The sequence below is a fragment of the Neomegalonema sp. genome, assembly GCF_028688855.1.
Taxonomy (GTDB): domain Bacteria; phylum Pseudomonadota; class Alphaproteobacteria; order Rhodobacterales; family Rhodobacteraceae; genus Neomegalonema.
Genome location: NZ_JAQTXI010000010.1, coordinates 140,330 through 152,731 on the forward strand (window position 1 = coordinate 140,330; position 12,402 = coordinate 152,731).

Genomic DNA, 12,402 nt, shown 5'->3' on the forward strand with positions numbered 1-12,402 from the left:
ATATATAATCATATGCAATTTTATTGCGTCGGTGATCTAGAGTTATGGCTTCGAATGAGAGCGCTATAGAAAAAGAGCTTATTTCTAAGCTTCAAGAGCTTAAATACGAATATCGCCCAGACATCCGTGACCGCGCGGCGCTGGAGCTGAACTTTCGTCAGAAGTTCGAGGCGCTGAACCGTGTCCGCCTGACCGATAGCGAATTTCAACGCCTGCTGGAAAGCATCACCACGCCCGACGTGTTCGCCGCTGCAAACATCCTGCGCGGGTACAGCAGCTTCGAGCGCGATGATGGTACACCGCTCAACTACACGTTGGTCAACATCAAGGATTGGTGCAAAAACAGCTTCGAGGTGGTCAACCAGCTCCGCATCAACACGGACAACAGCCACCACCGATTTGACGTGATGTTGCTCATCAACGGCGTGCCCGTCGTGCAGGTTGAACTCAAGACGATGGCTGTCAGCCCCCGCCGCGCCATGCAGCAGATCGTCGATTATAAGGCCGAACCGGGCAATGGCTACGGCAAAACCCTGCTTTGCTTCATCCAGATTTTCGTAGTGAGCAACCGCACCGACACCTGGTACTTTGCTAACAACAACGCGCGCCAGTTCAGCTTTAACGCCGATGAACGCTTCCTGCCAATTTATCAGTTCGCCAACGAAGATAACAAGAAGATCACTCATCTCGACAGCTTTGTCGAGAAATTTCTGGCTAAATGCACCCTAGGCCAAATGGTCAGCCGCTATATGGTATTGGTCGCCAGCGAACAAAAGCTGATGATGATGCGGCCCTACCAAATCTATGCCGTGAAGGCGATTGTGGACTGCATTCATCAAAATTGCGGCAATGGCTATGTCTGGCATACCACCGGCAGCGGGAAGACGCTGACATCGTTCAAAGCATCGACCTTGCTCAAGGACAATGATGACATAGCCAAGTGCTTGTTCGTCGTAGACCGCAAGGACCTCGACCGGCAAACCCGCGAGGAATTCAACCGCTTCCAGGAAGGTTGCGTAGAGGAAAACACCAACACCGAAACACTGGTGCGTCGCCTGTTGTCAGATGACCGGGCTGATAAGGTGATCGTCACGACCATCCAAAAGTTGGGCTTGGCGCTTGACAATTCCAATCGTCGCCAATCTGGCAAGACGCGGACCTATAAGGAGCGGCTGGAGCCGCTGCGTGACGAGCGCATTGCGATTATTTTCGACGAATGCCACCGTTCGCAGTTTGGAGACAACCACAAGGCCATAAAAGAATTCTTCCCCAAGGCTCAGCTCTTCGGATTCACCGGCACGCCAATCTTCGAGCAGAATGCCAGCTATCAGCAGATCGAGGGAGAAGAGGGCCGCTATCACACCACGGACGACTTGTTCCAGCGCAGCCTGCATCAATACACGATCACCCACGCTATCGAAGATCGCAATGTGTTGCGGTTCCACATCGACTACTACAAGCCCGAAGGGGAAAAGCTGCCCAAGCCAGGTGAAGCGCTCAAGAAAGAGAAGGTCATCGAAACGATCCTAGCCAAGCACGATGCTGCTACCGCTAACCGGAAATTCAATGCCGTTCTGGCGACCGGATCGATCAATGACGCCATCGACTACTATGAAAAGTTCGCCAAAATTCAGGCGCAGCAACAAGCCGCCGATCCTGAATTCCAACCTCTGAAAATTGCCTGCGTTTTTTCACCGCCCGCCGAGGGCAACAAGGATGTGCAGCAGATTCAGGAGGATCTGCCGCAGGAAAAGGCCGATAATGCGCAGAACCCCGAAGCCAAGAAGGCCGCGCTGAAGGCGATCATCAACGATTATAACAACCGTTACGGCACCAACCACCGTATCGGCGAGTTCGATCTGTATTATCAGGACGTGCAGAAGCGCATCAAGGATCAGCAGTTCCCCAACGCTGATCTCCCCCACAAGGGTGCGGAGAAGATCGACATCGTCATCGTGGTGGACATGCTGCTCACCGGATTTGATTCCAAGTTCCTGAACACGCTCTATGTAGACAAGAACCTGAAGTACCACGGACTTATTCAGGCATTTTCGCGCACCAACCGCGTGCTCAATGACACCAAGCCCTATGGCAACATCCTCGATTTTCGGCAGCAGCAGGCGGTAGTGGAAGAAGCCATAGCGCTCTTCTCTGGTGAGAAGGTCGACAACCCCCGGCAAATCTGGCTAGTCGATCCTGCCCCGAAGGTCATTGAGAACCTGCAAACCGCTGTGCAGACGCTGGGCGCATTTATGGAATCACAGGGGTTGTCCAACGCCCCGGAGGACGTGCCTAATCTGAAGGGCGATGCCGCGCGCGGGCAGTTCATCACCTTGTTCAAGGAGGTGCAGCGCCTGAAAACCCAGCTCGATCAGTACACCGATCTGAGCGAAGAGCAGGCAGAAGCGATCAGTCAGACCGTGCCAAGCGACGCCTTACAGGGCTTCCGTAGCATGTATCTGGAAACAGCCAAGAGACTGAAGGAAAAACAGGACAAACATGGCGGTTCCGACGATCCGGCGGTGGACCAACTCGATTTCGAGTTTGTGCTCTTCCACTCAGCCGTGATCGACTATGATTACATCATGGGCTTGATTGCGCGTTACACGCAGAACCTGCCCGGCAAGCTGAAAATGAGCCGCGAGCAGTTGATTGGTCTGATCCAATCCGATGCGAAGTTTGTCGATGAGCGGGACGATATAGCCGAGTATATTCGCGGCTTATCCGCTGACCAGCCGTTGGCCGAAAAAGAAATCCGCGCCGGTTACGAACAGTTCAAAGCCGCGAAGAAGGTGCAGGCCCTGACTGCCATTGCCGACAAGCACGGGGTGGATGCTGCTGCGCTGCAAGCCTTTGTCGATGTCGTGCTGCGGCGCCGAATTTTCGATGGCGATGGCCTTGGCGACCTCATGGCCCCGCTGGAACTGGGCTGGAAGGCGCGCACGGAAGCCGAGTTGGCGCTGATGGAGGATCTTGCCCCCTTGCTCCACAAGCAGGCCCAAGGCCGCGAGATTTCGGGGCTTAGCGCATATGAGCAGTAAGGGTACGGGCGCAGTGCCGGGAGAACACGATCAGTCGGGCGGGCTTATGCCGACATTGCGATTTTCAGAGTTTCTTGGGCAGCCGTTACAGGACGTTCGGCTTGGCGATGTAACCGAAGAGGCCACGACCCGAAACGGCAACAAGCTTGCTCGAGCATTGGTGATGGGTGTCAGGAAAGAGGGTGGCATCGTTCCGATGGAGGAACGATTAGTGTCCGGAGATATCGCCCGCTACAAGAAGGTTCGAAAAAATTGGTTCGCGTATAACCCGATGCGATTGAACATTGGGTCAATTGCGCGATGGCAAGGGGATGAAGAGGTTCTCGTAAGTCCGGATTACGTCGTGTTCCGGTGCCTCGCTCGATCCAATTCCGCGTCAATTCTTCCCGAATATCTCGATCACTTCCGTAGTTCCACGCAATGGGATGCGTTCACCAACGAGTCTGGCGATGGCGGGGTGCGTATTCGCATTTACTACCGTGACATCGCGCGAATGCGATTACTGCTGCCATCGGTCAGCGAACAGCATAAAATCGCTGATTGCCTATCGTCCATCGATGCGTTGATTGCCGCCGAGGCTGACAGGCTGGAGGCGTTGAAGGCCCACAAACGCGGCTTGATGCAGCAGCTTTTCCCCGCCCCAGGCGAAACCACCCCCCGCCTCCGCTTTCCCGAGTTTAAAGAGGCTGGAGAGTGGGAAGTGAAAACTATTGGCAATAGCTCCAAAAGCTTCAGCGGAGGCACGCCCTCAACAGCTAATCTAGATTACTACGGAGGGGGAATCCCCTTCATCCGATCGGGAGAGATCGACGCCATTGAAGCTCAGTTGACCATAACTATTCAAGGTATTGAGAATTCGTCTGCAAAAATGGTGGATGTTGGGGATGTGTTGATTGCGATGTATGGCGCTAACAGCGGGAAGGCTGCAATTTCGAAGATTTCTGGCGCTATAAATCAAGCGATACTTTGTCTACGTCATGAAACGAATAATGAATTCTTATACCAATACTGGTGCTCCCGTCAGGAGTGGGTAACGGCAAGGTATCTTCAGGGAGGGCAAGGAAATTTGTCGGCTGATATTATCAAATCAGTCCCCATACCGACCCCTCATCAGGTGGAGCAGGCGAAGATTGCACACTGCCTTTCGGCAATGGACCGGTCGGTCGATGCACAGCGTGAACGGCTCGCAACCCTCAAAGCGCATAAATCTGGCTTAGTGCAGCAGCTCTTTCCGGCAATTGACGAGGTAAGTGCATGAGCACTAGTCAGACCTTTGCTGATCTCACCGCGCTGGCGACTCACTTGCGAGAGTTGCTGGCTGAAAATAAGAAATTTGTCCTGCTGTATGCCTACAATGGTACTGGTAAGACCCGTCTTTCAATGGAGTTCAGAGGAATCGGCAAACAAGCAGATACCCGCGACACGCTCTATTTCAACGCCTTTACCGAAGACCTGTTTTCCTGGGATAACGATCTGGATGGGGACATTGACCGCAAGCTGAAGCTCAACTCCGCTTCCCATTTCTTTGACGGGCTCGCGGAACTGGAAATGGACAACCGCATCCGTCCCTTGCTGCGGCGCTATGTCGATTTCGATTTCCGGATCGACACCGAAGATTGGTTCGTGCGCTTTTTCCGTGACGACGATCCTGATCAGAACATTAAGGTTTCTCGCGGTGAAGAGAATATCTTCATCTGGTGCTTCTTCCTCGCCATCGTCGAATTGGCGATGGACGGTGCCGATGCCTATCAATGGGTCAAGTACATCTACATTGATGACCCAATCTCGTCGCTCGACGAGCATAACGCTATAACAGTAGGCAACCATCTCGCCAGATTTCTGGAACGGAAAGATCACGCGATCAGAACGGTGATTTCCTCACATCATTCGCTTTTCTACAATGTCATGTGGAATGAAATCAAACGGATCGACCGCAAGTTCGTGCCTTGCCTGCTATCGAAGTCACGGCAAACAGGCGAATTTCAGTTGGCTTACACAGGCGACACGCCGTTCTTCCATCACTTGGCCCTGCTGCAAGACCTTTGCCACGCGAAGGAAACCGGTCAGGTCTTCACGCATCACTTCCATTCCCTGCGCAGTCTGCTCGAAAAGTCGTCGATTTTTCACGGCTACAAGGATTTCGCCGCCTGCATTAAGCGGGAAGAGGATGACCCGGACAGCACGCTATATGGGCGTCTCGTCAACTTCCTGAGCCATGGGAATTACTCGTTCTATGACCCTGTCGAGATGCTTCCCGAAAATCGGGAGCACTTCGAGAAGATATTGACCGACTTCCTCGAATATTACCCCTTCAATTCCGCGATACTCCCCCAAGCGCCCGCGCAGGCAGAGACCCAATGACCGACCAAGAGCAAAAGCAACTGGGCAAGACCCTGTGGGCCATCGCCGACACATTGCGCGGAGCCATGAACGCGGATGATTTCCGTGATTACATGCTGGCCTTCCTGTTCCTGCGCTACCTGTCGGACAATTATGAAGCCGCCGCCGCCAAAGAGCTAGGAGCAGACTATCCTACCGAACCTGCCGACGTACTTAGGAAACTGGGTGTCAATTCGCGACTTGAGCTTTGGTATCAAGACAACCCCGATGACGCAGGAGTTTTCGAGAAGCAGATGCGACGTCGGATGCACTATGTCATCCGGCCTGAATATCTCTGGACCAGCATCGCAGAGCTGGCGCGCAATCAACAGGACGAGTTGCTCGATACCCTCCAGAAGGGACTAGATTACATCGAGACAGAATCGTTCGCCAGTACGTTCCGCGGCCTGTTCTCGGAAATTAATTTGTCTTCGGACAAGCTCGGTAAAACGTACCGTGAGCGTAATACCAAACTGTGCAAGATCATCACGGAAATCGCCAACGGGCTGAGGGACTTTTCGACCGACAGTGATGCACTGGGCGACGCCTATGAATATCTGATAGGACAGTTTGCTGCAGGCTCCGGCAAGAAGGCGGGCGAGTTTTACACCCCGCAGTTCGTTTCAGACATCCTCTCGCAGATTGTCACCCTCGATGGGCAGGAACCGGCCACAGGCCAGCGCGCTCACATGGATAGCCTGATGGATTTTGCCTGCGGGTCTGGTTCACTGCTGCTCAATGTACGCCACCGAATGGGCACACATGGGATCGGTAAGATTTTCGGGCAGGAAAAGAACATCACCACCTACAACCTGGCCCGCATGAACATGTTGCTGCACGGGGTAAAGGATACCGAGTTCGAGATTTTCCACGGGGATACGCTGACCAACGATTGGGACATCCTGCGCGAAACAAATCCGGCCAAGATGCCGCGTTTCGATGCCGTGGTTGCCAATCCTCCGTTCAGCTATCGCTGGGACCCCAGCGAAGCGCTGGGTGAGGACGTACGGTTTAAAAACCACGGCCTTGCGCCGAAGTCCGCAGCCGACTTCGCGTTTCTGCTACACGGTTTTCACTACCTAAAGGATGATGGCGTAATGGCCATCATTCTACCCCACGGCGTGCTTTTCCGTGGCGGGGTGGAATCACGCATCCGTACCAAACTGCTTAAAGACGGCCATATCGACACCGTCATCGGCCTGCCTGCCAACCTGTTCTATTCCACTGGAATCCCCGTTTGCATCCTGGTGCTGAAGAAGTGCAAGAAGCCTGATGACGTGCTGTTCATCAACGCGGCAGACCATTTCGAGAAGGGCAAGCGGCAGAACCGCCTGACCGACGCACATATTGAGAAAATTGTCTCGACCTATCAGTTCCGCACGGAGGAGACGCGCTATTCCCGTCGCGTTCCGCTGGAAGAGATTGAAGGCAACGACTTCAACCTAAACATCTCGCGTTACATAAGCACGGCGACGGCGGACGAAGAGATCGACCTAGCGGCGACCCATGAGGAACTCGTTCGGCTAGATCAGCAGGTAAAGACTGCGACCACTGATCATAATCGCTTCCTCAAAGAGCTAAGGCTACCCTTACTGCCTTGACGCCACCAGAACTGTGAGCAGTTCCGAGTCTCGCGATCATATTCATTTATCGCGATTTTCATTCGGCATCGCGGACGTATGTGTTGCGTACTCGTCCGCGAAAGCCTCTTTCCCCTTTTCGGCCCACAATTCTCGCGCTCGCCCGCCGTCCTCGCTGTTGAGCTTGTCAGCCATCCAGAGTAGCGCACCGTAGATCATGGCGCGATCATCGCCGGTCAGGTCCACTATGCCTGCCTTGACGACGAGGGCGCCGAGTTCGATCAGATGCCGGGTGTGCTTGCGACGCTCGACTTGCCACGTCCGCATGTCATGTCGCGCCCGCGCCGCCTGATGCCGGTTGCGCGCCGCCCGGTTGCGTTTGAGCGCCGCCGTTGTCGCGGTCAGGCGTTGGCGCAGATCGCCGTGCTCGACCTTGAAAGAACGCCGCTCCGCGCTTGGCCCACGCACCCCTCTTGTCCGTATCGGTGGTTTCCGCCAGCACGACCAGCGCACCGGCCAGTTCGTCGGCGGTGAGCGCATCGGCGCCCGTAGCGATCACCAGTTCGCCAAGTTGCTGCACCTTACGAGTTTTCAGCTCGCGCGACTTCTCTTCCAGTGCTTTCAGTTCGGCGTCGTAGTCTCTCGGTTTCCGCATTGTCGTATCCTTTCCCGGTCGCAAGTGATTGATGCGGTAAGGATAGTTGTGCAGGACGCAAAACGCAGTATTGTTGCCGGGACGGTGTGGCACGGCCCGGTCCATCCCGAGATTTTTTCGAGGGAGGGCGCGCTTATACGTCGTTCCGACGTGCGCTTGACCGTGGAAATGCTTGATCGCGATGGCGATCTATCATCTTCACGTCAAGGTCATTGGCCGCAAGGCCGGAAGCAGTGCGGTGGCGTCCGCCGCTTACCGCTCGGCCTCGCGGATGCGGGACGAGCGCATCGACCGCGTGCAGGACTTTTCCAACAAGCGCGGCGTCGTCCATTCCGAAATCCTGCTGCCGGACGGTGCGCCCGAGCATTGGTCCGACCGCGAACGGCTCTGGAACGATGTCGAGGCGTTCGAGGTCAGGAAGGACGCGCAGCTTGCCCGTGAGGTCGAGTTCGCCATTCCGCGCGAGATGACGCAGGCGCAGGGGATCGCGCTGGCCCGCGACTTTGCGAAGGCTGAGTTTGTCGATCAGGGCATGATCGCCGGCCTGAATGTGCACTGGGATTTTGCCGAGGACGGCAGCCCCAAACCTCATGCCCATGTCATGCTGACTATGCGCAGCGTGGACGAGAACGGTTTCGGTCAGAAGGTGCGGGACTGGAACCGCACGGAGATGGTGGAGCTCTGGCGGAAGCTCTTGCCCGAGCGGAACAGCGCGGCCTTATCCTATCCGGCGAGCAAGCCGATGCGCTGGCGCATGTCACAGACGGGCGCGATCTCGGCATTGTCATCGGCTATGCCGGGACGGGAAAGAGCGCCATGCTTGGTGTTGCCCGCGAGGCATGGGAGGCGTCGGGTTATGGGGTTCGCGGCGTTGCCCTGTCCGGCATCGCTGCCGAGAATCTGGAAAGCGGATCAGGCATATCCTCGCGCACCATCGCCAGCATGGAACACGGCTGGGGACAGGGCCGCGACATGCTCACCAGTCGCGACGTGCTGGTTATCGACGAGGCGGGCATGGTCGGCACAAAGCAGATGGAGCGCGTTCTGTCCCATGCCGCCGAGGCTGGCGCAAAGGTTGTTCTGGTCGGCGATCCGCAGCAGTTGCAATCCATCGAGGCGGGCGCGGCGTTCCGGTCTATCCATGACCGTCATGGCGGCGTCGAAATCCATGAGGTGCGCCGCCAGCGCGAGGACTGGCAGCGTGACGCGACCCGTGATCTGGCGACAGGAAGAACCGGCAATGCGATCAGCGCCTACGACCGTCACGGCATGGTGCATTCCGCCGAAACGCGCGAGCAGGCGCGCGGCGATCTAATCGACAGATGGGATCGCGACCGGCAGGCATCGCCGGACAGCAGCCGCATCATCCTCACCCATACCAATGCCGAGGTGCGCGAACTCAACGAGGCCGCCCGCGAACGGATGCGGGAGGCTGGTGATCTGGGCGAGGAGGTGCGCGTCACGGTCGAGCGCGGCGAACGGAACTTCGCCGCCGGGGATCGCGTCATGTTCCTGCAAAACGAGCGGGGCCTTGGCGTGAAGAACGGTACATTGGGGACCGTCGAACAGGTCAGCGCCCAGAGCATGACCGTGCAGACCGACGATGGCTGCTCCATTGCCTTTGACCTGAAAGACTATGACCGCATCGATCACGGCTAGGCTGCGACCATTCACAAGGCGCAGGGCATGACGGTGGACCGGACGCATGTGTTGGCAACGCCCGGCATGGACGCCCACGGCAGCTATGTTGCCCTGTCACGTCACCGCGACGGCATGGACCTGCATTATGGCCGCGACGACTTCGCCAGTCAGGATCGTCTTGCCCGCACCCTGTCGCGCGACCGCGCTAAGGACATGGCGACGGATTACGACCCGGCGCAGGACTATGCCGAGCGGCGCGGCATCACCTTCCGCGCCCGTGTCGCCCAGATCATGCGAAGGCTGATGCCGGAGCGCGTGCGCGATGCCGTCGATGACATGCTCGACAGATTGCGCGCGCCGGGCGACGGCGTTCCTGGCCCCGAGGCCGGAACTTGCCGGGAAAGGGAAAGGACCGGGAAACCTGTGGCAGGGCAGCAAATCGGGGAAGACCCGGAGGCCGCGTTGCGCCGCGCCCGTGGCCGGGCCTTTGTCCGTCATGCTCGTGCCGTGGATGCGATCTTCAAGGCGCAAGACCGAGACATCGCTGCAACGCCCGAGCAGGCGCAGGAACTCAACGAGGCCCGCGCAGCCTTCAATGATCTGAGGCCCCACGGTTCCCAAGACGCCGAGGCGGTTTATAAGCGGAATCCCGGCTTTGCGGCTGATGTGGCTTCTGGTGATCGTGAGCGAGCCATGCCCGCAAGGAACGCCGTGCAACGGGAAACCGAGATGCGCCAAAATCCCGAACTGCGCGCCGACCGCTTCGTGGAGCGGTTCCGGAACCTCAAGGAGACCGGCGACCGGCAGTATGCGGCAGGCAACTATTCTGGCTACAAGGCCGCCCGCACCGAGATGGGCAACATGGCAAAAAGCCTTGAGCGCGATCCCCAGATGGAATCCCTGCTCGAAGTTCGCAAGAAGCAACTCGGCATCGACATGGATTTCGACTCAGGCATGAGGCTGGGGCGGCAACTTTCCCTCAGTCATGGCCTTGGCAGAGGCCGGGGCATCGGATTGTAGAGCGAAGATCTTTCCTATTTGCCGCCGTTTCTACGCCATAGCCCTACGCTGCCTAAATATCAGTTGCACAACGATAAATCACTGTTCTGTCTGGTATCTGCAATCGTCAGAAACAACCAGGAGGAGGCAACGCAGCCATGCATCAACCAGACCGTATCGTCCGTTTGAAGACCGTTCTCGCCCGCACCGGGCTGTCTCGGTCCACCATCTATCGCAAGATCGCCGAAGGCACATTTCCCGCCCAGATCAAGATCAGCACCAATGGCGCGGGCTGGAAGGAATCCGACATCAATCGCTGGGTCGCTAACCCCGTCGGATGGCGGCAGCGTTCGTTCAACGAATTTGATTTCCTCGATGACTTCTGACCGCAACGGCGACCACAAGCCGGTGACGGCATCTCGCTCCCCGCGCACCAAACGACCGCCTACAGCGTCCGAGCAGCTTGAGGAATTGTTGGGCTATCCGTGGCCGTTCCCCGGCAGGCCGCCCAAGCACGACCTCAGCACATGGACCGTCACCGACGACTGGCCAGACCCCGTTCCGGTCGCAGAAGCCGAGATCGAGGTGTTCGAGCGATGGTTCGGCGACCTCTTCGATGAACTCTTTGACCCCGACATCGGATCGCCTGATGCCGGGGCTGAGACTGATCTTGAAATCGGTACTAAATAATGATACTGGATACTCCATGAAAAAGCGTCACAGAGCCACGCTGGAACTGATCTTCGCCCGCCCGGTCAACGGTTCGATCCGCTGGGCCGACATAGAGGCGCTGTTTGTGAGCCTCGGGGCGGAGGTCAGCGAGCGGGAAGGTTCGCGCGTCGGCGTGTTCCTGTTCGGTGAAGTGCGCGTCTTTCATCGTCCGCATCCGTCACCGGATACGGACAAAGGTGCAGTTGCCAGCATCCGTAAATGGCTGGACGAACACGGAGTAAAGCCATGAACAATGTCGTTGAAATCAATGGCGAGAGGGCGGTCATCGCTTTCGATCCCGAGATTCAGATGCTGCGCGGCGAGTTTGTCAGCCTCAATGGCGGGGCCGATTTCTATGCCGAGAGCGTCCACGATCTGATCGAGGAAGGCCGCAAGTCGTTGGCCGTCTATCTGGAAATGTGCCGGGAGAAGGGCATTGAGCCGCGCCGGAAGTTCTCCGGCAAGTTCAATGTCCGCCTCACCCCTGACGACCATGCCGCCGCAGTCATTGCCGCAGCAGCATCGGGCAAGAGCCTGAATGAATGGATTGTCGGGACGATCAGGGAGGCCGCTGAATAGCGGCCTCGTTCGTTCAACCGGGTTTAAAAGGAGACATCGTCATGACCGCTTCCACCGTGCCGCTACGCGCCGCCCTCTATCTGCGTGTTTCGACGGCGCGACAGGCCGAGCATGATGTTTCCATTCCCGACCAGAAGCGGCAGGGTGAAGCCTATTGCGAGTCACGCGGGCTGCAACTGGTCGAAACCTTCATCGAACCGGGCGCATCGGCGACCAATGACCGCCGCCCCGAGTTCCAGCGCATGATCGAGGCCGGGACCAGCAAGCCCGCGCCGTTCGATGTGGTCGTGGTTCATTCTTTCAGCCGCTTCTTCCGCGACCACTTCGAGCTTGAGTTCTATGTCCGCAAGCTGGCGAAGAACGGCGTGAAGCTGGTTTCGATTACACAGGAAATGGGCGACGACCCGATGCACGTCATGATGCGGCAGATCATGGCGCTGTTCGATGAATATCAGTCCAAGGAAAACGCCAAGCACGTCATGCGTGCCTTGAAGGAGAACGCACGGCAAGGCTTCTGGAACGGCTCGCTTCCCCCTATCGGCTATCGCACCGTCGCCGCCGAGCAGCGCGGAGCCAAGACCAAGAAGAAATTGGAGATTGATCCGTTGCACGCCGACACGGTGCGGCTGATCTATCGGCTTGCCTTGGAGGGCGACGGCACCACCGGCCAGATGGGCGTCAAAAACATTGTCTCCTATCTCAACAGCCGCCGCATCTTTACCCGTGACGGCGGACGTTGGGGCATTGGTCAGGTTCACCGCATCCTGACCCGCCGCACCTATATGGGCGAGCATGAGTTCAACAAGCGCTCCAAAAC

General features: G+C 57.1%; 13 protein-coding genes and 1 pseudogene. 12 read left to right on the plus strand and 2 right to left on the minus strand.

The window, feature by feature from the left end; translation table 11 throughout:
• Positions 1-44: 44 nt before the first annotated feature.
• The 4 genes from PHN62_RS09705 to PHN62_RS09720 are packed head-to-tail and all read left to right on the plus strand — an operon-like array spanning position 45 to position 7,021.
• On the plus strand, positions 45-3,041 hold the full coding sequence (locus PHN62_RS09705; protein ID WP_300149697.1) for a type I restriction endonuclease subunit R: 2,997 nt from the start codon (positions 45-47) through the stop codon (positions 3,039-3,041).
• Positions 3,031-4,299: a restriction endonuclease subunit S gene (locus tag PHN62_RS09710; protein ID WP_300149700.1), complete on the plus strand. Its 1,269-nt coding sequence runs from the start codon at positions 3,031-3,033 to the stop codon at positions 4,297-4,299. Before PHN62_RS09705 ends, PHN62_RS09710 begins: the two co-directional genes overlap by 11 nt.
• Positions 4,296-5,402: an AAA family ATPase gene (locus PHN62_RS09715; protein ID WP_300149703.1), complete on the plus strand. Its 1,107-nt coding sequence runs from the start codon at positions 4,296-4,298 to the stop codon at positions 5,400-5,402. The genes PHN62_RS09710 and PHN62_RS09715 overlap by 4 nt, the downstream gene beginning before the upstream one ends.
• The gene (locus tag PHN62_RS09720; protein ID WP_300149705.1) at positions 5,399-7,021 is read left to right on the plus strand and encodes a type I restriction-modification system subunit M; all 1,623 of its coding nucleotides are present in this window, start codon (positions 5,399-5,401) and stop codon (positions 7,019-7,021) included. Before PHN62_RS09715 ends, PHN62_RS09720 begins: the two co-directional genes overlap by 4 nt.
• Positions 7,022-7,063: 42 nt before the next feature.
• Here the strand turns inward: PHN62_RS09720 and PHN62_RS09725 are convergent, their stop codons facing one another.
• Positions 7,064-7,327 (minus strand): conjugal transfer protein TraD, encoded by a 264-nt coding sequence (locus PHN62_RS09725; RefSeq protein WP_300149708.1) that lies wholly within the window; start codon positions 7,325-7,327, stop codon positions 7,064-7,066.
• Between the two features lies 1 nt (position 7,328).
• Complete coding sequence (locus PHN62_RS09730) at positions 7,329-7,655, minus strand: conjugal transfer protein TraD (RefSeq protein WP_300149711.1); 327 nt, start codon at positions 7,653-7,655, stop codon at positions 7,329-7,331.
• 181 nt (positions 7,656-7,836) lie between these two features.
• Between PHN62_RS09730 and mobQ the strand changes: the two are divergent.
• The 8 genes and pseudogenes from mobQ to PHN62_RS09770 all read left to right on the plus strand — a co-directional run.
• Positions 7,837-8,316 (plus strand): annotated as a pseudogene (gene mobQ, locus PHN62_RS09735) (MobQ family relaxase); the annotation flags it as partial.
• A gap of 119 nt (positions 8,317-8,435) precedes the next feature.
• The gene (locus PHN62_RS09740) at positions 8,436-9,314 is read left to right on the plus strand and encodes an AAA family ATPase (protein WP_300149734.1); all 879 of its coding nucleotides are present in this window, start codon (positions 8,436-8,438) and stop codon (positions 9,312-9,314) included.
• 27 nt (positions 9,315-9,341) lie between these two features.
• Positions 9,342-10,316: a hypothetical protein gene (locus tag PHN62_RS09745; RefSeq protein ID WP_300149714.1), complete on the plus strand. Its 975-nt coding sequence runs from the start codon at positions 9,342-9,344 to the stop codon at positions 10,314-10,316.
• 137 nt (positions 10,317-10,453) lie between these two features.
• Positions 10,454-10,681: an AlpA family transcriptional regulator gene (locus PHN62_RS09750; protein ID WP_300149717.1), complete on the plus strand. Its 228-nt coding sequence runs from the start codon at positions 10,454-10,456 to the stop codon at positions 10,679-10,681.
• Positions 10,671-10,985, plus strand: a complete 315-nt coding sequence (locus tag PHN62_RS09755; RefSeq protein ID WP_300149720.1) for a hypothetical protein — start codon at positions 10,671-10,673, stop codon at positions 10,983-10,985. Before PHN62_RS09750 ends, PHN62_RS09755 begins: the two co-directional genes overlap by 11 nt.
• Positions 10,986-11,001: 16 nt before the next feature.
• The gene (locus tag PHN62_RS09760) at positions 11,002-11,256 is read left to right on the plus strand and encodes a type II toxin-antitoxin system HicA family toxin (RefSeq protein ID WP_113490294.1); all 255 of its coding nucleotides are present in this window, start codon (positions 11,002-11,004) and stop codon (positions 11,254-11,256) included.
• Positions 11,253-11,585 (plus strand): type II toxin-antitoxin system HicB family antitoxin, encoded by a 333-nt coding sequence (locus PHN62_RS09765; protein ID WP_300149728.1) that lies wholly within the window; start codon positions 11,253-11,255, stop codon positions 11,583-11,585. Before PHN62_RS09760 ends, PHN62_RS09765 begins: the two co-directional genes overlap by 4 nt.
• A 41-nt stretch (positions 11,586-11,626) precedes the next feature.
• Positions 11,627-12,402, plus strand: a 776-nt coding sequence (locus PHN62_RS09770) for a recombinase family protein (protein WP_300149731.1), incomplete at its 3' end; no start/stop codon positions are given.

What these genes read in the sequence shown, in the direction of transcription:
- PHN62_RS09705 (WP_300149697.1), top strand. Translation starts at nt 45, where the DNA reads ATGGCTTCGAATGAGAGCGCTATAGAAAAAGAGCTTATTTCTAAGCTT.
- PHN62_RS09750 (WP_300149717.1), top strand. Translation starts at nt 10,454, where the DNA reads ATGCATCAACCAGACCGTATCGTCCGTTTGAAGACCGTTCTCGCCCGC.
- PHN62_RS09720 (WP_300149705.1), top strand. Translation starts at nt 5,399, where the DNA reads ATGACCGACCAAGAGCAAAAGCAACTGGGCAAGACCCTGTGGGCCATC.
- PHN62_RS09730 (WP_300149711.1), bottom strand. Translation starts at nt 7,655, where the DNA reads ATGCGGAAACCGAGAGACTACGACGCCGAACTGAAAGCACTGGAAGAG.
- PHN62_RS09745 (WP_300149714.1), top strand. Translation starts at nt 9,342, where the DNA reads ATGACGGTGGACCGGACGCATGTGTTGGCAACGCCCGGCATGGACGCC.
- PHN62_RS09725 (WP_300149708.1), bottom strand. Translation starts at nt 7,327, where the DNA reads ATGCGGACGTGGCAAGTCGAGCGTCGCAAGCACACCCGGCATCTGATC.
- PHN62_RS09765 (WP_300149728.1), top strand. Translation starts at nt 11,253, where the DNA reads ATGAACAATGTCGTTGAAATCAATGGCGAGAGGGCGGTCATCGCTTTC.
- PHN62_RS09715 (WP_300149703.1), top strand. Translation starts at nt 4,296, where the DNA reads ATGAGCACTAGTCAGACCTTTGCTGATCTCACCGCGCTGGCGACTCAC.
- PHN62_RS09710 (WP_300149700.1), top strand. Translation starts at nt 3,031, where the DNA reads ATGAGCAGTAAGGGTACGGGCGCAGTGCCGGGAGAACACGATCAGTCG.
- PHN62_RS09760 (WP_113490294.1), top strand. Translation starts at nt 11,002, where the DNA reads ATGAAAAAGCGTCACAGAGCCACGCTGGAACTGATCTTCGCCCGCCCG.
- PHN62_RS09755 (WP_300149720.1), top strand. Translation starts at nt 10,671, where the DNA reads ATGACTTCTGACCGCAACGGCGACCACAAGCCGGTGACGGCATCTCGC.